Consider the following 21,678-nt stretch of genomic DNA (forward strand, 5'->3'; position numbering starts at 1 on the left):
AAAATATGAAATATATCGGGGGAATAAAGATGGACGAACGGCTGATCGGGAAAAAATATTATGAAACGATGATTGAGGATACAAGGAAGCATCCCATTCAAGCTTTGGGTGAAATGTTTCTCGTGGAACAAAAAAAGGAAAGGGCGGATTTAACCGCAATTCGCTTTGCTCAAGGTGAAGTATACTTTCAGCACCATGATTATGAGGCAGCCATTTTCAAATGGGAAAACATAGAAGGTGAGCTTGGTTCATGGGCGAAGAAAAACATCGCCGATGCTTATTTTGAACTGGAAATGTATTCAACCGCGGAGGATATTTATAAATCCGTCGATACGAATGAAGCGGTTTTGAAAACGGAGGTTCTATTGCAACTGTTTTCCCTGTACATAGTGGAATCTAGAAATGATTTGGCTTCCAAAGTCGTGAAAGAAGCAGTCGAGTTTCAACCGGACTACCCGAATGTCACGGAAATAGCACGCGCCTTTTTTGAAGAACAAAAGGATTGGAACAGTGCAGTGGTATTAGCGGCAAATGAAAGTATCCGGACAGAATCAATGGGCTGGTTCGATGTGCTTAAAACGTATATCCAGCAGGGTGTTGCCCAATCGATGGATCCGGATTATTTTTCAACTGTCCTTGGTTCGCTATACACACTGGACCAGGATCGTTTCGAAAAAGTGACGGTTGCACTTTGGAAAAATTATAAATATACGGATTCTTATTTTGAATGGCTAAGAGTGATTAATAACTTGATAGATACCATCGAATTAAACCAAGGGGATGTATGGGATGAGCTTTCCGTCTATTATAGGGATGCATATGCAGGTCTATTAGAAGGAACGCACCTAATCAAAGATTTAAGCCCCGTCGTGCCAAGGTTGCTGGAAAACTGGCTGAAAATCGCAGATGGGGAGCTTTCGCTGTTTGCAGCGGCATCCGCGTTGTCCTGGAATGAAATCTTCCCGGATACGATTAATGCGCTTGTCATTCAGGATGCAGAAAGCCTGTTGGCAAAATCGCCTAAATTGGGAGGCGGACTGGAAGCGGGAGAGAAACTGTTCAATTCCATTATCCAATGGGCTGAAGAGAATGATTTAAGGGTTGGCAATAAGCTTAAATGGATGGTCGAAGGGCTTAAGGATACTAATAATTTCAATCTTCTTCTTGTGGGAAGTACAGGAAATGGCAAGACATCCTTCATTCAGTCAATTGTTGGCGAGAGCATTGCTGCCGAAGATCATTCATCCCTAGTCAGTGTCAAAGACGGGGATGATTTGGAAATCCTAGAGATTACAGATACAGATAGCAAAGTGGTCATGGAGCTGGCTGAATTGGATGAAACACGCCGTCAGCGCGGGACTATTGTCGATGTGACGATTATCAGTGACTACCTTAGAAATAATGGTCTGCGATTATTGGATACACCGGGGTTCAATGGGGAGAAAAGCGTGGAATCCGATTTCCAAGCCTATTTACATGGCAGTGATGGCCTGATGTTCGTTCTTGATGCCCGGGCGCCTTTCACCGGCAGTGAACGAGATCTATTATTGGAAATTCAAATGATGGCTCCGAAACTGCCTATCCATTTCTTATTGAATAAAATGGATACGATATATAGTGATCAAGTCGCAGTCCGGATGGAAGACGAAACATGGGATAAAGTGAATGCATATTTTCCGAATGCAAAAGTATTCGCTTTCTCCAAACTTTATGACAGCAAGCAGCAGTTGAAGGACCTTTCAGCATTCCTTCAATCGAATTATCAAGATGATAATTGGAAAGAAAGAAGATCTGAAAAAATCCTAGCGTTCATTCGTAAAACTTTATCTTATCTGTTAGAAAAACGGGCAGCCAATGAACGGAAATGCGAGCATTCCATCTCTTGGAATGAACAGATGGAGGTTAAACTGAATGGTGCGGTCAATCAACTGGCTGATTTGGAAAAAGAAAAAAGTGAAAATATCATAAGGTCTTATAGTTCGCTTAAGGATGAAGTGAAAAATCAGCTTTCATCTAAAATTCCTGAATTGCTGAGGGATTGCTCTAAATCGTTAACGGAAAGCAGTGATTTCAGTCAGGTCCATGTACAGTTAAACCAGGAAATGAATGAGCGGATTCAAGCATTCATTTCTGACAAGATCATGCCTCAATATTACCGTTCTCTTCAAGATTGGATTGCCAGTTCCCAAATGGAGTTCTCACAAAGCCAGCAGTTTATGGATGAAATGAGTGCCGGGTTCAATGAATTATACAAAGAAGAACGGATCACGCTGGCAGGTGACTTTAGGGTATTGGATGACTGGCGCCGTGATGCCGACCGGATGACAAGCAGTATCCGCATCGAAAACGTTAATATCCTTTTGCGCAGAACTCCATCACAATTGCTGCTTAAAGGAGCAGGGAAGCTGTTTGGGGCGATACCGCAAAATAAAGCCAATATGTACAATCGTTATAAGAAATACCTGGAAAGTGAAGATTACCTAGATGTTGCCGAAATGATCACGGAACGTTTCCTTACCCAATTTGGATTGTTTGAAAAATCTTTGGATCGGGACATCTCACTTTTCTATCGCAGTTCCTTTGCGTTACTTCAAAAAACGATAGAGCAAACGCAGACAGAAATCAAAGACTACCAGGCTGCATTGGAGCATATGAAAGAAAATCCGGAAGTTTACCGTGACCCGATCACTTTGTTCGAAGTGAAATTACGTCAGTTGGAGAGACTTGAAAAAATCGAGAAAAAGCGTCTAGCCCAGCTGCAAAGAAAATGAAAAATAACGGGGAACATTTCAAATATTCGAAAAACTATTGACTTTACGACTATATCCCTATAAAGTGATAATTACGAAAAACGTAACACAATATATTCTCTTATCAAGAGTGGCGGAGGGACTGGCCCTAAGATGCCCAGCAACCGTTCCATTAGGAATTGGTGCTAAATCCTGCAAAACAGAAATGTTTTGACAGATAAGAGAGGGATAAGTCTGCAGAACAGCTGATTAAACCTCTCTATATTAATAGAGAGGTTTTTGTTTTGGGACTTACACCAACTTAACTGATAAGACTAATAAGAAAATATGGAGGGGAACAAGATGAGAAGGTCTATTAAAGGGATATTCATTTCAGCCATCGCTTCGGCTTTGCTTTTAACGGGTTGCTCTACAGGGCAGAGTTCCACAGAATCGAAGAAAGAAGAAAAAGTATCATTTGAAAATGTCCCGGAAAGATTTGCTAATGGGGAAGGAGCCAAAATCAAAGTGATCCGTAAAATTGGCGGTGATGATCATACGGCCCAATACTTAGCAGGAGCGAAGGAAGAAGGAGAAGCACTGGGGTTTCAAGTGGATACATATACAGCCAATGGTGATACGGCTAAATTTCATGATGCGATCGCACAGGCTTTGCAGGAAGATTATGACGGCTATATCATCTCCCATGGTGATGATGCAGCAACAGTGAATGACGTTCAAAAGTTGGTTGATGCAGGCAAAAGCGTTGTTACATTCGATTCAATAAGCGATCTAACTAAAATAGAAGGCGTAACATTAACATCACAGGATGATGAAGCGTTGGCAACACTGGCTCTTGATAAACTGATAGAAGAACAGAAAGGTGAAGCGGCAATTGCGTATCTTTGGGTGGATGGTTTCCCTCCAATGGTGAGAAGAAATGCTGTTTATCAGGAGAAATTAAAAGAAAACCCTGGAATTAAAGAAGTCGAAAGATTCGGAGTGGCGTCTGCAGATACTTCGGTTCAAACACAAAATGCTGTAGCCGCAATGCTGAATAAATACCCTAAAGGTAAATTGGATGCCATTTTCGCAACATGGGATGCCTTCGCTATCGGTGCCGCCCGGGCAATTAAAGAAGCGGGACGCGATGAAGTGAAGATATACGGAATTGATGTGTCGAATGCAGACCTTCAGGAAATTCAATCAGCTGGCAGCTCATGGTCCTACACGGCAGCAGTCGATCCCAAGTTGATCGGTGCAGTGAATATGAGGATATTGGCGAAAAAATTAGCGGGCGAAGAAACGCCGCAAACCTATGACTTAGAGGCTTCACTTATTTCACAAAAGGAAATCCAAGCTTCAAAAGAAGCGGTAAATATGGCAAATCTGTCTGGTATTGTCGAAGGATGGGGTGTATCAGCGGAATTTGAAGAAGATTGGATGAAAGTTTTGAAAGATCATTATAAAAAGTAAAAGGGGACACTCTCTTTCCAGTGAAGGGAGTGTCTGTTCAATAAGGGGGAATGGACATGGGCACGCAACTAGAAATGAAGAAAATCTCGATTGAATTTCCGGGGGTGAAGGCGCTTAGTGAAGTTGATTTTTCTGTACAATCAGGGAAAGCCCACGCATTGGTCGGTGCTAACGGAGCAGGGAAATCGACGTTAATGAAAGTTTTATCGGGAGCCCATGTTCATTATTCAGGTGACATATTCATTGATGGGGTGAAGCAGGATATCCGCTCACCAAAAGAGGCGCAGGAACAAGGCATTCAAATTGTTTATCAGGAAGTGGATACGGCCCTCATCCCTTATTTAACCGTTGGGGAAAATGTGATGTTGAATGATATTGTCCAAAACATGGGAAAAAAACAGATGGTCCAATGGAAAGAGCTGCACAATAAAGCCTCTTGTATTCTTGAAGATATGAAAATTCGTGTCCCTTCGAAAAAGCTGGTAAGAGACCTTACCTTGGCTGAAAAACAGATGGTCCTGATAGCAAGAGCCGTTTCGACAGAATGCAAATTCCTGATTCTCGACGAACCAACTGCTCCGTTAAGTCATACGGAGACGACAGAGCTTTTTCGAATTGTAAATGAATTGAAGCAAAAAGGCGTGGGAATCATTTTCATTTCACATCGTCTGCCCGAGATTTTTGAAATATGTGAGGAAATTACGGTCATGAGGAATGGGGAGCGTGTCACTTGTCGAAAAATGGAAGACATCACCCGTAACGAAGTGGTAGAGAATATGCTCGGGAAAACCATGGAGGAACAGTTCCCTGAAGTGAATTCTTCGATTGGCGACGTTATTCTTGAAGTGAAGGGATTGTCAGATGCAGAGAAAGTTAAAAATGTTAGTCTCCATATTAAAGCAGGAGAGATAATAGGCTTGGCGGGGTTGGTCGGGGCTGGGAAAACGGAGCTGTGTAAAACCCTTTTCGGTCATACTTCGATCACAGCGGGTGAGGTCATCCTGAATGGCCGAAAGCTTTCTTTGAAATCACCGCACCATGCAGTAAAAAGCGGCATGGCACTTGTACCTGAGGAACGCAGGAAAGAAGGGATCCTTGTTCAGGAATCGGTCGCGGCGAACTTGACTGCAGCCAGTATCGGCAAATTCTGCAGAACATTTGGTTTCGTGGATCGTAAGGCGGAAAAGGAAAAGGCGAAAGAAATGATCGCCAGTATCGGAATTAAAACTCCTTCCGGGGAAGTGAAAGTCGAAAACCTTTCAGGTGGTAACCAGCAAAAGGTTGCCATTGGAAAATGGCTTATTGCCGATGCGGATGTATACATATTCGATGAACCGACGAAAGGGGTCGATGTTGGAGCCAAGAAGGATATTTTCGAATTGATTGCTAAGCTTGCGAGGAATGGAAAAGCGATCATTTATGCCTCATCCGAGCTTTCCGAAATCATTGGCATTACCAAACGGACATATGTGTTATATGACGGGAGCACTGTCATCGAATTCGAAACGAACAAAACGAATGAAGAAGAACTACTATTCTATTCAACAGGAGGGAAATAGGATGAGCGTACCCATTCCTGTTACACAGACAGTGAAAGCAAAGAAAAAGGTGGAGCTATTCGACTTTTTCTATAAATACGGCACAATATTGACGATTATCATTCTGATTGGAATTTTTGCCGTGTCCAATCCATCTTTCATTCAAACTACTAATCTGATCAACATCCTGCGTTCCATTTCAATCGTGACCATCATTGCGATCGGCATTACGATATCCCTTACGGTGGATGGCTTCGACCTTTCCGTCGGTTCCGTCGCATCATTGGCCAATGCCATCGTCATATCAATGTTTGTCTGGTTTTCGCAGGATACATTTATCGCCATATTAGCTGCGATCGGTGCCTCACTTGTCGTAGGGGCTTTAAATTCGTTCATGATCGTTAAATTGAGAATTCCCGACATGCTGATGACATTGGCCACCATGTTCATTATCCAGGGAATTGCCCTAACCTATACAAAAGGGGCCACGGTTTCGCAAAATATGGTCATGCCCGATGGGACCTTCGCAACAGGTCTGATCAGCCCCCTTTTCGCCAAAATTGGCCAGGTACCATGGATAATCCTGATCATGGCAACCATTGTGATAGCGACCCATATCTTTTTGACTTATACGAAGCATGGTCGTTATATGTACATTATTGGCGGAAATAAGGAAGCGGCAAGACTTTCCGGGATATCGGTTAATAAATACAAAGTTCTTGCCTATCTGCTTTCGGCTCTATTAGCTGCAATTGGGGGGATTGTCCTTGCTTCAAGGGTCATGACATCGGAAATCAATTCAGGGTCCCCTTATTTAATGGATGCCGTTGCAGCAGCCTTCATTGGTTCCTCCGTTTTAGGAGCGGGAAAACCGAATGCCTTTGGAACCTTCGTCGGTGCAGTCCTGATCGGAATCCTTCAAAATGGGCTCATCATGATGTCAGTTCCGTATTATGCGATGGATATCGTCAAAGGAACAGTGCTGGCCCTTGCGCTCGCGGTAACCTATTACAAACAAAAACACTAAAGTGAATCCGTCACGTTAATATGACTATATGATAAGTTGCATGTGGATGATATAAGAGAATGGCAACTCGTGGTGAGTTTTAACGAAAGAATAAGAAGATAGGGGAAGAGGGTTCTTTTTAACCCTCTTTCCACACTAATTTCCAATATCCAAATTTTTAAAAAGTAATTACACTCACTATATTTTGTTTTTATAAATGACTTTGTTAACATCGTGTCTTACTGTTTTGTGACCCTCTTTAATTCCTTTCCCCATGGCAATAAGCATAACATCTAAATACCTATCAGAAATTTTTAAGGCTGACTTTAATTGTTCGGAATCATACCCGGACATTGTAATGGTTTCAAGACCTGCCTCGTTCGCCAATAAAACTAACGACATTGACGCCAGGCTTGCGTCTCTTATTAATTCAACCTTTAAATCTTCTTTTGATTTATTTAGATAATAATTGATTGCCGCGTTTGTTAGATAATCTCTTACTGATGCGTCAAAATAACCTTTTTGAAACTCATCCTCATGTATCATTATGATATTTTCTTTTTCAAATGCTTGATAATCACCTAATATAACAATCAGTACTGATGCTTCAATTACCTGTTGCTGATTAAAAGCAATGGGCAGTAACAAATTCTTTAAATATGGTTCATCTATAACCAGGTATCGTGTTGCTTGAATATTGTTTCCGTTAGGCGATTTACTGGCTCCTTCAATAAATGTCGCCAACGTTTCTGGACTAATTTTATAATGGGGATCATACTGCCTTACGGAACGTCTTTTTTCTATGATCTCTCTTACACTCATCCTGTTCACTCCCAATGTTATATTTGCTTCATAATCAGAGTATAATGGACCATGATGTAGTAGAAAATAACGCACAATAAAGTGGAATAGCCACCTTTATGTGCCTATTCAGGAGGAATGAGTAATGAAGAGTCTAAATACTGGAATAAATATTTTCATGAATACTGTAGGAGGAAAGTGGAAATGCTTAATCCTCTTTTTTCTGAGTCAAAAACCAATGAGGACGAAGGAGTTTTATATTCTAATACCGGCCATTACCCAGAAAGTCTTAACCGACCAATTAAAGCAGTTGGAAAGAGATGGGCTTGTCCGAAGAGAAGTATATAAAGTAGTACCACCAAAAGTGGAATACAGTTTAACTGAGTTGGGTCAATCCTTTGTACCTGTATTAAATACAATGTGTGAATGGGGCACTACATATGCAGCCGAACAAAACCTCGAAAGACAAGAACAAATCTGTCGTCATCATAAATAAGTAAGAACTGCCTCAACTAGGAGAATGGCTTTTTTTTTGACAAGATCAGTGATGGGAAGCAGGATTTATTCAAGCTCTCAGTATAATTGTAAGAAATACGTTATTAGAGGAAATGTTTTGAAGATGAACTTTTTGGCAGTCTCTCTAGAGATTGTATTAAACTAACAGGTGCTTTACTTTAAAGTAGTTGCTTTGCCCCGCTCTTTTTCTTATGGGTTTAAAGGTAACGGTTAGTTGCATAAGATTTTTTTTGCTTTATAATTAGTACCAGGTATTAATATCAAGTTACAAAATTGATGCAATTCATAAACACGAGGTGGCTATTCTATGTTCAAATCCAAAGCACGTATTACTGCGATAGGGTCGTATGTTCCAGAAAAAAGGTTAACAAATAAAGACTTAGAAAAAACGGTTGAAACCAATGATGAATGGATTGTTAAACGTACTGGTATTAAAGAACGAAGAATTGCACATGAAGAAGAGTTTGCTAGTGATATAAGTTATAAAGCTGTAAAGGATTTAATGGAACGGTATGATAAATCTGTCGAAGATGTTGATATGATCATTGTCTGTACCTTTACACCTGATTTCAACACGCCAAGTGTAGCTTCTTTAGTCCAAGCAAAGCTAGGTATTAAGAATACTGGAGCTATTGATTTAAATGCTGCTTGTGCAGGATTTACTTATGGGTTGCATGTAGCTAATGGATTAGTAACATCTGGTTTAAACAAGAAAGTTCTGGTTATTGGAGCGGATACTTTATCTAAAATTATGGACTATGAAGATCGAGCAACTTGTATTTTATTTGGAGATGGTGGAGGAGCAGTTCTTGTAGAATATGATGAACAGCAACCAAGTTTCATTTCTTCACATTTATATTCGGAAGGAGAAGGCGGAAAAAATTTATATAGTACAAACCTATCGACACGTATAAATGGTGAAGACTTGAATAATAGTGGTAACCTTGTACAAAATGGACGTGAAGTTTATAAATGGGCTGTTACTACTGTTCCAAAAGGAATGCAAACAGTGATGAAAAATACTGAATTTCAATTGAATGATGTTGATTGGTTTGTTCCGCATAGTGCAAATTTAAGAATGATTGAGTCGATATGTGAAAGAAGCGGCTTTCCTATTGAGCGTACTTTATATAGCTTAGTGGAGTATGGAAATACTTCTTCAGCAACAATACCATTAGCTTTAGATATTGGAATAAGAGAAGGGAAGCTCCGTAATGGTGAGAAGGTTTTATTATATGGTTTCGGTGGTGGTTTAGCACAAGCAGGATTGCTTATCGATTGGACGCTATAACTCAGCAAGACCTCCATTTTAATTTTAGGAGAATTATGATGGTGTAAAACTTGAGGTGATTCCCATGAGGAAATGGCTTCTTTTATAAAAACCGTTTGCGTTTTCTATAGTGTTATTAAATTCAATTTGTAGTTTTATGATTACCATAATTTTAAAACAAGACTTGGTTGTACTCCATGATTTTTATCATTTATATGGGATGAAATCAATTGGAACGTTTTTTAAAAGAAAAAAAGCAAACTGCTTCTTCTAATTTGCCTTCTGTCTGTGAGTGGCTGCACTTTTTGTTATTTCCAAAGTCGCCACCATTTTCGTGTTAACTGGCGAAATTTTTTTTAAAAATTTTAACTTTCTACAGCAGTTCCCTAAAATTCAACGGATTCCCTTGATAGATCAAGGTTTTCTACGTTGTCACTCATAAGTTGCATAGTAATGCGCTTATTACTATCTTTACTTTGCATAATTCCTCTCACAATACTAGGACTAGGAAAGGCGATGAACTCATTATGATTTTTAGCGAACGATTAAAAAAAGAACGTGAAAAAAGAAATTGGTCACAAAATGATCTTGCAGAGAAGATTCATGTGAGTCGCCAATCTGTGTCCAAATGGGAAACGGGAAAAAATTATCCAAGTATTGAAGTACTCATTAATTTAAGTGATTTATTTCAAATTACGGTAGATGAATTATTAAGGAGTGACGAGGAATTGAAAGAAAAAATAATACGGGAAAGTAAGCAGTTGGCATTTCCGAAAAGGAAATTGTTTTTTGATATCGTGTTATTAATAGGAGCATTTTTGTTAGTGTCTAAATTAATTATTTTTGGCCTTAACAAATTTGTTGGCACAGATATTACAATTTTAAAAAGTATGCCAGTTGTATTTAGGTTTTTACCATTTGCATTGATGGTCATTGGTGGTATTGGTTCAGATTATTTGAAAGATAAATATGTAGATTAAAAATAACTCTACCTAAAATAGCGATAATTGTAATTTCTTTTAAAGGAAATGCCCTTACAAACTTTAGGGATACCAGAGGAAAGAGATTGATCATTTTATAAAAAACTGTACATTAAAACACAAAAAAAGAATCCATCTTTTTTCAAAATGGATTCTTTTTATTTTTCCTTATATAGGGAGAGGGAAATCTTTTGAGCAAACTTAGTTTCAATGCCAGAGGTATAGCCCGATATCTCCTTTAGGAGTCTTATCTTAAAGAAACAGTACCTTTGAATTTTAGGTTCTGTTCATTTTCTATTTGAACTTTTGCACTTCTTCATTTCCCTCGAATTTGTTGTCTTTCAAAATGCCGATTTCTTCAATATGGTTTCGCGCCGTTTCATCGCCAAATTTATAAATGAGGGCATAAAGCTTTTTCATGGCTGCATCGTATTTATCATTTGCCCGGTCATGATGATAGAGAAGGTATGGCACATGTGAACGGGCGTATGCCTCCAGGTCATCTGTCCGGTGTTCCTCCAAGCATTGTTTCAATTCTGCAAGTTCCTCATCAGTTGCGTGTACAGTGAAGCTCGGGTTCTCTTCAAGTTTTTGTCCGAGTACATCGCCGCTGACCAAATCGACATGATAGGTCTGTTTTTCCTGCATCATTCTGCTCATCATCCTTTCAAGCGTTTATCTATTCTGTACCACTATTTGTAAAAAGTTAATCATAAAAGTAAACATTTCCTTAATGAAAATGATAGGAAATAGAGGTATCGGATTTCATATCAAATGGTTTAAGATGGATGTATAGAATGATATGGAAGAGTAACTTTGAGGAGTGATATTGTGAAGAGGTCAATCATGGTTATTTTTATGGTGTTGATTGCTTCAGGCTGCGTAACAAGGAATTATGATTCCAATATGGATTTAGGGAAAAGTCAGTTGAATGAGGAAAATTATTTAGAAGCCCACGAGGCATTTGAATTAGCTTATAAAGAATCAGAAACACCGGAAGCAAGAGAGTTAATGGATCTTTCAGGTTTTCTGGCGAGTGGAATGAAGAAATACGACGAACAGGATTTTGATTCGGCAAAAAGAGATTTTGAAGAAGCAACCGCATATAAAGCAAAATATCGGGATGGGAAACTAATGGTTTTAAAGGCGGTGGAAATGCACCCGGTATCAGACTCCACCACGTTAGAAACAGTAGAGGGAAATGAAGAAGTGGAACCGGTGGAGGAAACAAGTGAGGACGGGACCATTAGATCCAAAGTAGATGATAAGGCGGCAACGGATTCAAAAGGAAAAGTAGAAATGGTAAAAAGCAAAGAAGGGAGTAAGGATTCGGCTAGTCCCTTAAGTAAATCTCAGGCGGAGAAGCTAGTGAAGGATTACGTGGACATGAAAAACTTTCCACATTTGCAAATCGAATATGATCATGATGCCGAAAAGGGAGATTACATTTTTCAAGTGTTCGAAGTAGATGCAGGCAGTCAGAAAAATGGCCACAAAGCTACTTGGGGCTGGTATGGTGTGAATAAGAAGACAAAAGAAGTGTATGAAGTCATGTAAGGCTATAATGTCGAATTGAGAGGGGCCCCTGTGGAGGCCTTTTTATTTTGTCGTACTGCAAAATATCATAGCTGGATTCGATAATTTTTTTTGTGAAAATGTGGCCTTATTCTTTATTTCTTAAGAATTTTTTAATATTTACTGTTTATGATTGAGCCAAGTAAAGGACAATCATAGGAGGGATAATGATGGAGAATAATAATGGCGATGAGCAAGTCAGAGTGAAGACAGAACGGAAAAAGGGCAAGTCTATTTGGCTAACTGGCCTTGTTTCCGGAACGGTTGCTTCTATGGTTACATCAACTGTATTTTTATTTGGCGGGGACTTTATAGATCAAGGGAAAAGTTCAGTGAATGAGTCAAGTCAAACGGCAGGTGTAGAGCAAACGGAAAGTGGTGAAAAGGATGGGAGTGTCACGGCAGAAAAGTTATCGACTAGTATGGATTCTAATGATAGGGCAGAGATGGTTGAATCAGCATCCAAATCGATAGTAGGGGTCGTGAATTTACAGGAGATTCAAAACCGGTACCCATACCAGCAGCAAAGCACGGGGAGCGAAACGGTTGAGAGCGGCACTGGTTCAGGGGTCATTTATAAAAAAGCTAATGGGAAGGCCTATATCATCACGAACAATCACGTTATTGAAGGAGCTAAGGAAGTCGAAATTTCCTTGTATGATGGGAAAAAGGCAACGGCAGTGGTTGTCGGGGCTGATGCATTGACGGACTTAGCGGTTTTGACAATTGATGCCTCGATAGCACCTGAGGGAATTAAATTCGGGAATTCTGATAGCATGCGTCCAGGTGAAGAAGTATTAGCGATCGGTAACCCTCTTGGACTTGATTTTTCACGTTCCGTTACACAAGGGATCGTCAGTGCTACCGGACGCTCCATTTCAGTCGATACATCGGAGGGGGAGTGGGAACTTGATGTCCTTCAAACAGATGCAGCGATCAACCCTGGCAATAGCGGCGGCGCATTGATCAACACCGCTGGGGAAGTGATCGGCATAAACAGCTTGAAGATTTCCGAAAGCGGTGTGGAAGGCTTAGGGTTTGCCATACCAAGTAATGATGTGATTCCGATTGTTACGGAACTGATTGAAAACGGAAAAATCACGCGACCGTATTTAGGAGTAAGCTTGGCCAGCATAGAAGAACTGCCACAGTATTATCTTCAAAATGTTCCTGAAGCTGCAAAGTCGGGTGTCATGGTTACGAGTATAGAAGCGGGGTCGGCAGCGGCGAATGGAGGGCTTAAGCAGCAGGATATCATTGTGGAGATTGATGGAACGAAAATAAAAACGACAGCAGAATTAAGGAAAATTTTATACACAGATAAGAAAATCGGCGATAAAGTAAAGGTTAAAGTCTATCGGGGGACTGAAGAGAAAACGGTAACGATAACCTTGCAAAACTCATAGATAGAAGGAAGGCCTCTGATTGATCATCAGGGGTCTTTTATTTGAAAATGTAGTTAAAAAGTTTTTAATAGTATTGAAAGTGATGATATCGGAAAAAATGATAGTGTATTTATACTGTTTATCAGATTTTTCATATAGTCTCGAATACCTAAAAGTGAATAGCGGCGTATTCTATTTGTCAAGGTTTACATTATGGATATGTTAAAAAATAGAAAAGATTTGACAAATTTGTGAAATGTCATAAAATAGAAAGAAAGGGGATGAAATTATGGAAGCTAATCAGAAGATGTTGGATGCAGTGAAATGGGTATCGGGCACAGGTTGCGTAATCGGAATTATTATTTTTGCTTTAAGTTTTTTTGTAAGCGATTACAATAAGGATTATATATTTACCGCTGTTGGAATCGCCATCACACTAAGCGCAGCTGCCATTTTTCTAGTTGGTATATTTTTTGTCCTGACAGAAGAAATGGTAATGAATACACATAAAGGCAAAAGAATTGAATCGGAAACGACTAAAATCATAAAAATGAAATCAAAGGCTAAAACTCAAACAAAAAGAAGTACAGAATTCAGTAACTAAAACGAGGAATTTAGCGTAATAAACTGGCTTTCTATCATCAGATTCACTTGTATGGATGAACAAAACGAGTTGTTCGTTGGCTTGCAGAATCTGAGCCAATTTAACCCCAAGTATTGAATGCGCTTTCATCCTGTGTGTTGCTTGTACATCCAAACCAAACTGCCTGCACGCCAGGAAGTTCTCACCTTGAATTTTGAACTATATCCACGAGAAAAGGACACTTTTAAAAAGTCCTTTTTTCGTGGGTTTTTTTATGTGTTTTTACCTGAAGATACAAAAGGGAAGCACGTATCAATATGGGGGTATTGAGTAAAGAGTTTCCAAAAGGTGGAGTTGATTGAACACCAAATGTACTTATTAAAAAATGGTTTTTGTCCTGTCCTCTGACTGATAAACTTGAACAGTTGCAACAGGTTGATTGACCCCTGAATTACTTCACCCCACGACTACTGCTAAACGGCTGTTTAGGAATACTGACAGGGCAATAAAATAAGTATTGCGAGGAGAAAGAACCCAATTACATTTCACGCTCGTTGTTTCCTTATATATATATAATAATGACCTGTGTTGGATCATTAGGGTATTGAAGCATGGATGCAAGATCGTGTACAATGCGGCTACCATTTAAAAACTTCCATGGCCGAGTGAAAAAAATCCGCTTTAAATCATGTTTTCCAACGATAGATACCTAATTAACAAGATAGGTAATATAATTCATAATCTTTATAAGTCTTGAGGAAATAAACGCGGTGAATATAATGTGAAAATTTTATTTCATTATATTAGAGTAATATTAAACGGAAAGTGGATCAGTTCTATCTGCAATCCTGTACTGATAAGTGAAGTTTCCGTAGGTAAGTTATTAAACATTTATTATATTTCATTTGCTGAAGATTTTCGAACATTTCAGTTCATTTACCATCTTCTTACTGCTCTTTAATGAACTTTATGTGACAGATGTCACTTTATATTGTCTTTTTTTACACTTGGGATTAATATTGGTATGTCGGGGTTTGTGAACATGGTAACACTTTGTCCGAATAATTACCAATAGGAATTTTAATATGTAAGAAAGGGGTAGTACTATGAAAATAAAATGGGCTCTATTAACTATACTTTTTACAATTGCCACTGTGCTAACCGGTTGCGATAACCCATTAATGGTCTTGGACCCTAAAGGGCCAGTAGCTGCAACACAAGCAGATGTTATTATGATTTCGATATGGACAATGGCCTTTGTCGTCCTTGTCGTTATGGTACTGTATATCTTCATGATAATGAAATATCGTGCTTCCAAACAGCGTGATGATTATGAACCACCTCATATTGAAGGAAGTAAGGTTCTTGAAATAATTTGGGTAGCGATCCCAATTTTAATCGTCGCTTTCCTATCCGTTGTTACTGTTAAAACAACAAATGAAGTTGAGGCAACACCTAAAGGATACGGAGATCAAGAACCTTTAATTATTTACGCTTCATCTTCCAACTGGAAGTGGCATTTTAGTTATCCGGAAGAAGATATCGAAACAGTTAACTATCTGTTTTTACCGACTAACCGACCAATTGAATTTAAACTTTATTCTTATGGTCCAATCTCGAGTTTCTGGATTCCACAACTTGGAGGACAAAAATACGCGATGTCGAACATGGTTAATACGTTGCACTTAGCAGCTGATGTGCCAGGAGAGTATATGGGTCGAAATTCAAACTTCAGTGGTTCAGGTTTTGCTCAGCAAACGTTTAACGTTAATGTACTGTCTGCAAAAGAATACGATAAGTGGGTAGATGAAATTAAAGCTACTGCTGAACCGATTACTGAGAAAAAATTCAATGAATTATTAGAACCTGGTCATGTGGGACAATCCACATACACTGGAACTCACTTAGAGTTTTCTCCAGCTCCTGAAGGGGAACATGCTGGTCATGGTAACCACGGATCTTCTGATACTGAAGAAAGTGATTCCAAGGATTCACACGAGGAACATTCAGAACACAGCAACATGAATCATGATCACTAAGAATTAATTTCGTTCGATAAAACATCTAAGTTTACAAGATAAGGAATATTTTCCTGAAAGGAGTCACAAAAGTATGGATTACTTTGATCGATTTGCCGTACCTCATCCAAGTCCTGCGATTTATGCATCCATGGTTGCCATTGGCTTAACCATGATTGCGGTTGTTGCCGGAATTACCTATTTTAAAAAATGGGGTTACTTATGGCGTGAGTGGTTAACAACGGTTGACCATAAACGTATTGGTATCATGTACATCTTGGCAGCACTGCTTATGCTCTTCCGTGGTGGCGTTGATGCTCTCATGATGCGTGCTCAAACGGCTATTCCAGATAACGGTCTTTTGGATGGGCAGCATTATAATGAGGTATTTACAACACATGGGGTTGTCATGATCCTGTTCATGGCTATGCCATTTATCATTGGGTTAATGAACATTGTCACACCATTACAAATTGGAGCGCGTGACGTAGCATTCCCACGTCTAAACGCAGTAAGCTTCTGGTTATTCTTCATGGGGGCAATGCTATTTAACATCTCTTTCGTAGTTGGTGGTTCTCCTGATGCAGGTTGGACATCTTACTTCCCGCTGGCAAGTAATGATTTCAGTGAATCAGTTGGTTCGAACTATTACGCGATTGCAATTCAAATAGCTGGTATCGGTACATTACTGACTGGTATCAACTTTATCGTAACAATCTTGAAAATGAGAGCACCTGGCATGAACTTAATGAAAATGCCAATGTTCACATGGTCTATCTTGATCACAAACTTCATTATCGTTTTCGCTTTCCCTGTATTGACAGTGGCACTTGCGTTGATGACAATGGATCGTCTATTCGGAACTCAATTCTTTACGATGGCCAATGGCGGTAGCGATATGCTTTGGGCGAACTTGTTCTGGGTTTGGGGACATCCTGAAGTTTATATAGTAATACTTCCAGCTTTCGGTATTTACAGTGAAATCATTTCGACATTTGCACGTCGTAACCTGTACGGATATAATTCGATGGTTATCTCCATGGTAGCTATTTCTACTCTATCTTTCATTGTATGGGCTCACCATTTCTATACAATGGGTCACGGTGCAATGGTTAATGGTATCTTCTCGATTACCACAATGGCAATTGCCGTTCCGACCGGTGTTAAGATTTTCAACTGGTTGTTCACACTTTGGAAAGGTAAAATCGTTTTTACCGTCCCAATGTTATACTCGTTAGCTTTCATTCCGATTTTCACTCTCGGTGGGGTAACTGGGGTTATGCTTGCAATGGCGAGTGCTGACTACCAATACCACAATACAATGTTCTTAGTAGCTCACTTCCATTACGTTTTAATCCCTGGTACTGTATTTGCCGTACTTGCTGGTTTTACGTACTGGTGGCCAAAAATGTTTGGCTTCATGTTGAGCGAAAAAATTGGGAAATGGTCGTTCTGGTTCATTACAATCGGCTTTAATGTAACATTCTTCCCGATGTTCATCACTGGTTTAGATGGGCAGGCACGTCGTATGTATACGTACTCTGAATCAACGGGCTATGGTCCATTGAATATGCTTTCTTTCGTTGGAGCAATTGGCTTAGCAATAGGTTTTGCACTTATTGTGTACAATATCTATTGGAGCACTCGTTATGCATCAAGAAATATTTCAAACGATCCATGGGATGCACGTTCTCTAGAGTGGGCTACCCATACACCAATTCCAGAATATAACTTTGCAATTGTGCCTACAGTTGATTCTACAGAAGCATTCTGGGATTCTAAGAAAAAGGGCTTTAAATTATTTGGTGGTAAAGTAGAAAAGATTCATATGCCAAATAACAGTGGCGTGCCGTTTATCATGAGCTGTATCTTCTTCGTTTGGGGCTTTGCAATGGTATTCAGCATGTGGATCATTGCAATCATTGCAACGGTCGGTATCTTTGCTTGTATGATTCACCGTTCATTCGAAAAAGATCACGGACGTTATATCTCTGTTGAAGAGATCGAAGAAACTGAAAATAAATTGCGAGGTGCTAAGTAATGAAAATAGATAACTCGCTGCCACTAGAATATAGCACGGAAGAAAATCGCTTAAAGATTTTTGGATTTTGGATTTTCCTTGGGGCAGAAATAGCTCTTTTCGCTACACTGTTCGCCACTTATTTTGTATTGGTTGATGGAACTGGAAATGGTCCAACAGGGGAACATCTTTTTAAAGTCCCAACCTTAATGTTTCAAACAATCTTTCTTTTAACTAGTAGTTTTACCATAGGTCTTGGAATCAATGCAATGAGACTTGGCAGGCAGAAAGCAACGATTGGTTTCTTCATTATCACCCTTATTCTTGGTTTAGGCTTCTTGGGAGTCGAAATTTATGAATTCGTTGAGTATGTACATGAAGGAGCAACCATTCAAACAAGTGCTTTCTTATCTAGTTTGTTTACATTACTAGGTACGCATGGAGCTCACGTTACACTTGGTTTATTCTGGGGAACCTTCATCGTCTTGCAGATTAAAAAGCGCGGTATGACTCCAGAAACAACAAACAAGGCTTTCATCTTTTCACTTTACTGGCATTTCTTGGACGTTGTCTGGATCTTCATCTTCAGTTTCGTCTACCTGAAAGGAATGATGTAATATGAAAGAATTATTCCCACGGGGCCAAGTTATGGGATTTGCCTTCTCACTAGTCCTGACTGTGGTCGCACTATCAGTTATTGTGTTTGATCTCTCACTTAAAATGGGTGTGATCATCCTGCTTGTTACAGCTTTCATGCAAGCTGCACTGCAATTGGTTATGTTCATGCACGCAGGTGAGTCTGAAGATAAAGCATCGATTTACACAAATGTTTATTACGGATTGTTCGTAGCATTGGTTACAATTTTCGGTACAATGCTAACAATGATTTGGGGATATCAATAATCGATTGAAAAGCTGGGCGTCTTGATGACGCCCAGTTTTTTTGTATTTAATAAGTAGAAATTCATATACCACTCTAATCACTTCGTTCATAGAAATTAGTTAAGAAGGGTGTGGATGAAACCATTTTGTTTAGTATAACCATTTCGGAACATTATATTTATAAGGGCAAAATTTACTCTTTTTGAAGCGCTTCCGTGCGTTTAAGTGCAATGTTTTACTAAAGTAAAACGTTAATATAACAGACACATTTTCTAAGAAAAACTATCTGATTCTTTGATATAATAATCTATATAAGAAATTAATATATGACGTAGCGGAGATGATGAAATATGACATTGCCGGTTTTGATTTTGACAATTCTATTAAGTTTGCTTAAATTATTAGTTACCTGCCTTCCAACCGATGCAGTGAATTGGATTATCAGCAAATTTAAAATACATTCAGAACTTAGTGACGAGAATGCAATCGTAACCTTTGACGGAAGACGTTTGGAAAGTGAAGATAAAATAAAAGTTATTAATTATTTTAATAAGGCTAAATTTTTGAAAAAGAACCATATATTCCCTGGTAATGAGCAATTGTTTTTACATCCAGAGAACAGTGGGACTCCATTAGTCATTGATACTAAAAGAGGTAAAAAAGATGTTAGGTTATTTGTGTACATGTACAACGACCGTGTGGATGTAGTTAAGCAGTATAGGAAGAAATTAGTTTCGTATAGTCTGCTTTCCGATAGCCTCCAAGAACGCTCTATGCCATTAAGTTTAAATTAAAAGAACATTAAAAATGGCGATCTTTAAAAATGAACATTTCAGACTGTAGGCAAACTCGAAAGAAAAGCGAATTTGCCTACAGTTTTTTTATTTAAAAAAGGTTCCAGTTGTTTTCAGACTCTCCCTTTCCGCCGACTGTCTGCAAAGCCACCTCGCCGCATGCGTCTTTGGTGACTCGGTAAGCTGGTTTTTCGGCAGGAGTGTCGCGAATTTCTTCAATCCAGTGAGGTTTCATCCCATATTCAAGAGAAAAGTATCTTGGAGTATACCCTGTCTGTTTTAAAAAGATCGTAATGCTTCCCTCGGTAATCGCGATAGGGATACGGGATTAGGCCATTCCGTATCCCATTTTTTCGACAAACTGAGGCGTTCTTTAAAAAGATCGTCTTAATTTCTAAATTACTTGTTATTCAAATTGATTGTTGTAACGTAAAAACGTCTTAAAATTATTGTGACAAGAAAAAACAATTATGTGGATTATATGGGAAAATCGCTATCGAGGGTTCTTTAGAGAATACAAATGAAATACAGAAATCAGGATTGAAAAGGGTTTTAATTGTTAATTTATATAAAAACAAAGTGCATAGTGATTTTGGTGAGTTATATCTAAAAAGGTAATAAAAAAAAGCAGGTATCTAAATCGATGCCTGCTTTTTTATGCTTTCCATTGTTTTTCCACTTGTTGAAGGGCTTGTTGTAAAATTTCTTCTTGATTAGTACCCGGTTTAGTAAGTACGTTAGTTTGATAAGATTTTCCTTGGAAATCAACTGTTACTGTAACTTTTTCCATTATGCATCGTTCCTTTCTAGTATTAAATGGGATGGTTGTACTACTTCTTTTATACCCGTGGGAGGAGATTTTTCAAACATTGCGGAATTAGCAAAAGTTGAGATTTAATATTCAAAATTATCTGATATTTATTGAGAGATGTCAATACTTTTTTTTGAACCGCTAAATAAAGACGACCTGGCATGTGTGATTATTACAGCCAGGTTGTTTTTTAAAATTAACTATATTCATATTTTGGTTAAGATAATACCGATTAATGCTGCAAGAACGCCGGCAATTTGATAGGATTTTAGTTTTTCTTTGAATAAATAACATCCTGCGAAAACGACAACTAAACAATTTAGGCTGACGACAGGGAAGATGATGCTTGCGATGCCGGTATTCAACGCATAGAAATAACATCCATAGGCTATGATGCTTAAAAAACCTACGATGGAACCAATTTTGACTTCCTGTAGCTTGATTTTTTCTTTCTTAAAGGATAGAACTGAAAGCAGATAAAGAGTTCCGCCCCCATACATTGATACAAGGATGTCGAGGGAGTTTAAATGAAGCCGTGTTGATGTCGTCATCAGAATGCCGAGTACACCAAAAGATAATATGGAAAATAATGTGTGCATCATCCAAGGTAAATATTGGTGGTTGCCCTTGGCGTTAGGTGTATACTGAATGACAAGGGTTGCAAGCAGCATGCAGATGATTCCGGTCCACTGCAGCGAAGAAATATGCTCATGAAAAATTAATGCAGCACATAGGATGGGAAATATTGCATTCGCTGCGATTAATGGTGATGTTAAACTTGCCGGCCCTTTTTCAAAGGCACTTGCCATCTGGATATTACCATTAGCGTTCAGGACACCAATTGCTGCACCAAGCATGATAGACAGCAAGTTCAGGTTCAAACCATCCATAAGTACTCCATAAAATATGGACAAAATGAAAGCTACAAAATAAAAGAAAAATTGGATAGGTACCTTTGAGTAACCCTTTCCGCTACTCCATTTAAAAATGCTGTTATTGATTCCGAAACATAAACTGGTGATGAGTGCTGCAAAAATCCACATTGTTTAAATCTCTTCCTTCATGTAGGATAAACTTCTTCTACATTTTAAGCCGAATACATGTGGGAATCAAACTAAAATTAAAAAGTATGATTGACAGATTAGATTTTTTTTTCTATATTTACTATGACAATTTTAAAATATTTCCCGATAAACGGGAGAGGTTCATAGCATCACCCTCTTAAAAAAACTATGGCTTTGATTTTTTTCACGAATCAACCATATCTTTGATGAGATATGGTTTTTGTTATATA

19 protein-coding genes and 2 riboswitches are annotated in these 21,678 nt (G+C 38.9%); of the genes, 15 read left to right on the forward strand and 4 right to left on the reverse strand.

All coding sequences use genetic code 11. The features are described 5' to 3' along the window. Positions 1-29: 29 nt before the first annotated feature. The 4 genes from QUF78_RS03265 to QUF78_RS03280 all read left to right on the forward strand — a co-directional run bounded on the left by QUF78_RS03265 (position 30) and on the right by QUF78_RS03280 (position 6,770). On the forward strand, positions 30-2,771 hold the full coding sequence (locus QUF78_RS03265) for a GTPase domain-containing protein (protein ID WP_289323544.1): 2,742 nt from the start codon (positions 30-32) through the stop codon (positions 2,769-2,771). A 97-nt stretch (positions 2,772-2,868) separates the two neighbouring features. Further along, positions 2,869-2,974: riboswitch (SAM riboswitch) on the forward strand. A 118-nt stretch (positions 2,975-3,092) separates the two neighbouring features. Further along, entirely contained in the window at positions 3,093-4,205 is a 1,113-nt protein-coding gene (locus tag QUF78_RS03270) for a sugar ABC transporter substrate-binding protein (RefSeq protein ID WP_289323545.1), read from the forward strand. Positions 4,206-4,261: 56 nt separating this feature from the next. Continuing rightward, entirely contained in the window at positions 4,262-5,764 is a 1,503-nt protein-coding gene (locus QUF78_RS03275; protein WP_289323546.1) for a sugar ABC transporter ATP-binding protein, read from the forward strand. A gap of 1 nt (position 5,765) precedes the next feature. Beyond that, complete coding sequence (locus tag QUF78_RS03280) at positions 5,766-6,770, forward strand: ABC transporter permease (RefSeq protein ID WP_289323547.1); 1,005 nt, start codon at positions 5,766-5,768, stop codon at positions 6,768-6,770. 177 nt (positions 6,771-6,947) lie between these two features. On the opposite strand, the gene QUF78_RS03285 is transcribed toward QUF78_RS03280, so the two are convergent. Continuing rightward, positions 6,948-7,571 carry a nitroreductase family protein gene (locus tag QUF78_RS03285; RefSeq protein ID WP_251431985.1) on the reverse strand — a complete coding sequence of 208 codons (624 nt, stop codon included), beginning with the start codon at positions 7,569-7,571 and terminating at the stop codon, positions 6,948-6,950. A gap of 124 nt (positions 7,572-7,695) precedes the next feature. Between QUF78_RS03285 and QUF78_RS03290 the strand changes: the two genes are divergently transcribed. The 3 genes from QUF78_RS03290 (at position 7,696) to QUF78_RS03300 (ending at position 10,316) form a co-directional block, all read left to right on the forward strand. Further along, positions 7,696-8,046 carry a winged helix-turn-helix transcriptional regulator gene (locus QUF78_RS03290; protein WP_289323548.1) on the forward strand — a complete coding sequence of 117 codons (351 nt, stop codon included), beginning with the start codon at positions 7,696-7,698 and terminating at the stop codon, positions 8,044-8,046. Positions 8,047-8,373: 327 nt separating this feature from the next. After that, positions 8,374-9,357 carry a ketoacyl-ACP synthase III gene (locus QUF78_RS03295; RefSeq protein ID WP_289323549.1) on the forward strand — a complete coding sequence of 328 codons (984 nt, stop codon included), beginning with the start codon at positions 8,374-8,376 and terminating at the stop codon, positions 9,355-9,357. 506 nt (positions 9,358-9,863) lie between these two features. Next, positions 9,864-10,316 (forward strand): helix-turn-helix domain-containing protein, encoded by a 453-nt coding sequence (locus QUF78_RS03300; RefSeq protein WP_289323550.1) that lies wholly within the window; start codon positions 9,864-9,866, stop codon positions 10,314-10,316. Positions 10,317-10,610: 294 nt separating this feature from the next. On the opposite strand, the gene QUF78_RS03305 is transcribed toward QUF78_RS03300, so the two are convergent. Beyond that, positions 10,611-10,967, reverse strand: a complete 357-nt coding sequence (locus tag QUF78_RS03305) for a hydrolase (protein ID WP_289318150.1) — start codon at positions 10,965-10,967, stop codon at positions 10,611-10,613. A gap of 180 nt (positions 10,968-11,147) precedes the next feature. Here QUF78_RS03305 and QUF78_RS03310 point away from each other — a divergent pair, with 180 nt between their 5' ends. The 8 genes from QUF78_RS03310 to QUF78_RS03345 all read left to right on the forward strand — a co-directional run bounded on the left by QUF78_RS03310 (position 11,148) and on the right by QUF78_RS03345 (position 19,573). Then, on the forward strand, positions 11,148-11,873 hold the full coding sequence (locus QUF78_RS03310) for a hypothetical protein (RefSeq protein WP_289323551.1): 726 nt from the start codon (positions 11,148-11,150) through the stop codon (positions 11,871-11,873). A 188-nt stretch (positions 11,874-12,061) separates the two neighbouring features. Then, a complete protein-coding gene (locus tag QUF78_RS03315; protein WP_353957886.1) occupies positions 12,062-13,297 on the forward strand; it encodes a S1C family serine protease in 1,236 nt (411 codons plus the stop codon). A 268-nt stretch (positions 13,298-13,565) separates the two neighbouring features. After that, positions 13,566-13,880, forward strand: coding sequence for a hypothetical protein (locus QUF78_RS03320; RefSeq protein WP_289323553.1), 315 nt, complete (start codon positions 13,566-13,568; stop codon positions 13,878-13,880). Between the two features lie 1,085 nt (positions 13,881-14,965). Then, complete coding sequence (gene qoxA, locus QUF78_RS03325; protein WP_289318146.1) at positions 14,966-15,898, forward strand: cytochrome aa3 quinol oxidase subunit II; 933 nt, start codon at positions 14,966-14,968, stop codon at positions 15,896-15,898. 73 nt (positions 15,899-15,971) lie between these two features. Continuing rightward, positions 15,972-17,918 (forward strand): cytochrome aa3 quinol oxidase subunit I, encoded by a 1,947-nt coding sequence (qoxB, locus tag QUF78_RS03330; RefSeq protein ID WP_289323554.1) that lies wholly within the window; start codon positions 15,972-15,974, stop codon positions 17,916-17,918. Then, positions 17,918-18,514, forward strand: coding sequence for a cytochrome aa3 quinol oxidase subunit III (gene qoxC, locus QUF78_RS03335; protein WP_289323555.1), 597 nt, complete (start codon positions 17,918-17,920; stop codon positions 18,512-18,514). Before qoxB ends, qoxC begins: the two co-directional genes overlap by 1 nt. A 1-nt stretch (position 18,515) precedes the next feature. After that, positions 18,516-18,800, forward strand: coding sequence for a cytochrome aa3 quinol oxidase subunit IV (gene qoxD, locus QUF78_RS03340; RefSeq protein WP_289323556.1), 285 nt, complete (start codon positions 18,516-18,518; stop codon positions 18,798-18,800). A 329-nt stretch (positions 18,801-19,129) separates the two neighbouring features. Then, positions 19,130-19,573, forward strand: coding sequence for a YfmQ family protein (locus QUF78_RS03345; RefSeq protein WP_289318143.1), 444 nt, complete (start codon positions 19,130-19,132; stop codon positions 19,571-19,573). A 655-nt stretch (positions 19,574-20,228) separates the two neighbouring features. On the opposite strand, the gene QUF78_RS03350 is transcribed toward QUF78_RS03345, so the two are convergent. Further along, entirely contained in the window at positions 20,229-20,363 is a 135-nt protein-coding gene (locus tag QUF78_RS03350; protein WP_289323557.1) for a BA3454 family stress response protein, read from the reverse strand. Between the two features lie 227 nt (positions 20,364-20,590). After that, entirely contained in the window at positions 20,591-21,427 is an 837-nt protein-coding gene (locus QUF78_RS03355) for a DMT family transporter (RefSeq protein ID WP_289323558.1), read from the reverse strand. A 151-nt stretch (positions 21,428-21,578) separates the two neighbouring features. Continuing rightward, a riboswitch (PreQ1 riboswitch) is annotated at positions 21,579-21,624 on the forward strand. The last annotated feature ends 54 nt before the right edge of the window (positions 21,625-21,678 follow it).

The organism is Peribacillus sp. ACCC06369, assembly GCF_030348945.1.
Taxonomy (GTDB): domain Bacteria; phylum Bacillota; class Bacilli; order Bacillales; family DSM-1321; genus Peribacillus.

Excerpts from the sequence above, each read along its gene's own strand:
- QUF78_RS03300 (WP_289323550.1), top strand. The coding sequence starts at position 9,864 with ATGATTTTTAGCGAACGATTAAAAAAAGAACGTGAAAAAAGAAATTGG.
- QUF78_RS03305 (WP_289318150.1), bottom strand. The coding sequence starts at position 10,967 with ATGATGCAGGAAAAACAGACCTATCATGTCGATTTGGTCAGCGGCGAT.
- QUF78_RS03270 (WP_289323545.1), top strand. The coding sequence starts at position 3,093 with ATGAGAAGGTCTATTAAAGGGATATTCATTTCAGCCATCGCTTCGGCT.
- QUF78_RS03315 (WP_353957886.1), top strand. The coding sequence starts at position 12,062 with ATGGAGAATAATAATGGCGATGAGCAAGTCAGAGTGAAGACAGAACGG.
- qoxD (WP_289323556.1), top strand. The coding sequence starts at position 18,516 with ATGAAAGAATTATTCCCACGGGGCCAAGTTATGGGATTTGCCTTCTCA.
- QUF78_RS03320 (WP_289323553.1), top strand. The coding sequence starts at position 13,566 with ATGGAAGCTAATCAGAAGATGTTGGATGCAGTGAAATGGGTATCGGGC.
- QUF78_RS03290 (WP_289323548.1), top strand. The coding sequence starts at position 7,696 with ATGAAGAGTCTAAATACTGGAATAAATATTTTCATGAATACTGTAGGA.
- qoxA (WP_289318146.1), top strand. The coding sequence starts at position 14,966 with ATGAAAATAAAATGGGCTCTATTAACTATACTTTTTACAATTGCCACT.
- QUF78_RS03345 (WP_289318143.1), top strand. The coding sequence starts at position 19,130 with ATGACATTGCCGGTTTTGATTTTGACAATTCTATTAAGTTTGCTTAAA.
- QUF78_RS03285 (WP_251431985.1), bottom strand. The coding sequence starts at position 7,571 with ATGAGTGTAAGAGAGATCATAGAAAAAAGACGTTCCGTAAGGCAGTAT.
- qoxC (WP_289323555.1), top strand. The coding sequence starts at position 17,918 with ATGAAAATAGATAACTCGCTGCCACTAGAATATAGCACGGAAGAAAAT.
- QUF78_RS03355 (WP_289323558.1), bottom strand. The coding sequence starts at position 21,427 with ATGTGGATTTTTGCAGCACTCATCACCAGTTTATGTTTCGGAATCAAT.
- QUF78_RS03265 (WP_289323544.1), top strand. The coding sequence starts at position 30 with ATGGACGAACGGCTGATCGGGAAAAAATATTATGAAACGATGATTGAG.
- qoxB (WP_289323554.1), top strand. The coding sequence starts at position 15,972 with ATGGATTACTTTGATCGATTTGCCGTACCTCATCCAAGTCCTGCGATT.
- QUF78_RS03295 (WP_289323549.1), top strand. The coding sequence starts at position 8,374 with ATGTTCAAATCCAAAGCACGTATTACTGCGATAGGGTCGTATGTTCCA.
- QUF78_RS03350 (WP_289323557.1), bottom strand. The coding sequence starts at position 20,363 with ATGGAAAAAGTTACAGTAACAGTTGATTTCCAAGGAAAATCTTATCAA.
- QUF78_RS03275 (WP_289323546.1), top strand. The coding sequence starts at position 4,262 with ATGGGCACGCAACTAGAAATGAAGAAAATCTCGATTGAATTTCCGGGG.
- QUF78_RS03280 (WP_289323547.1), top strand. The coding sequence starts at position 5,766 with ATGAGCGTACCCATTCCTGTTACACAGACAGTGAAAGCAAAGAAAAAG.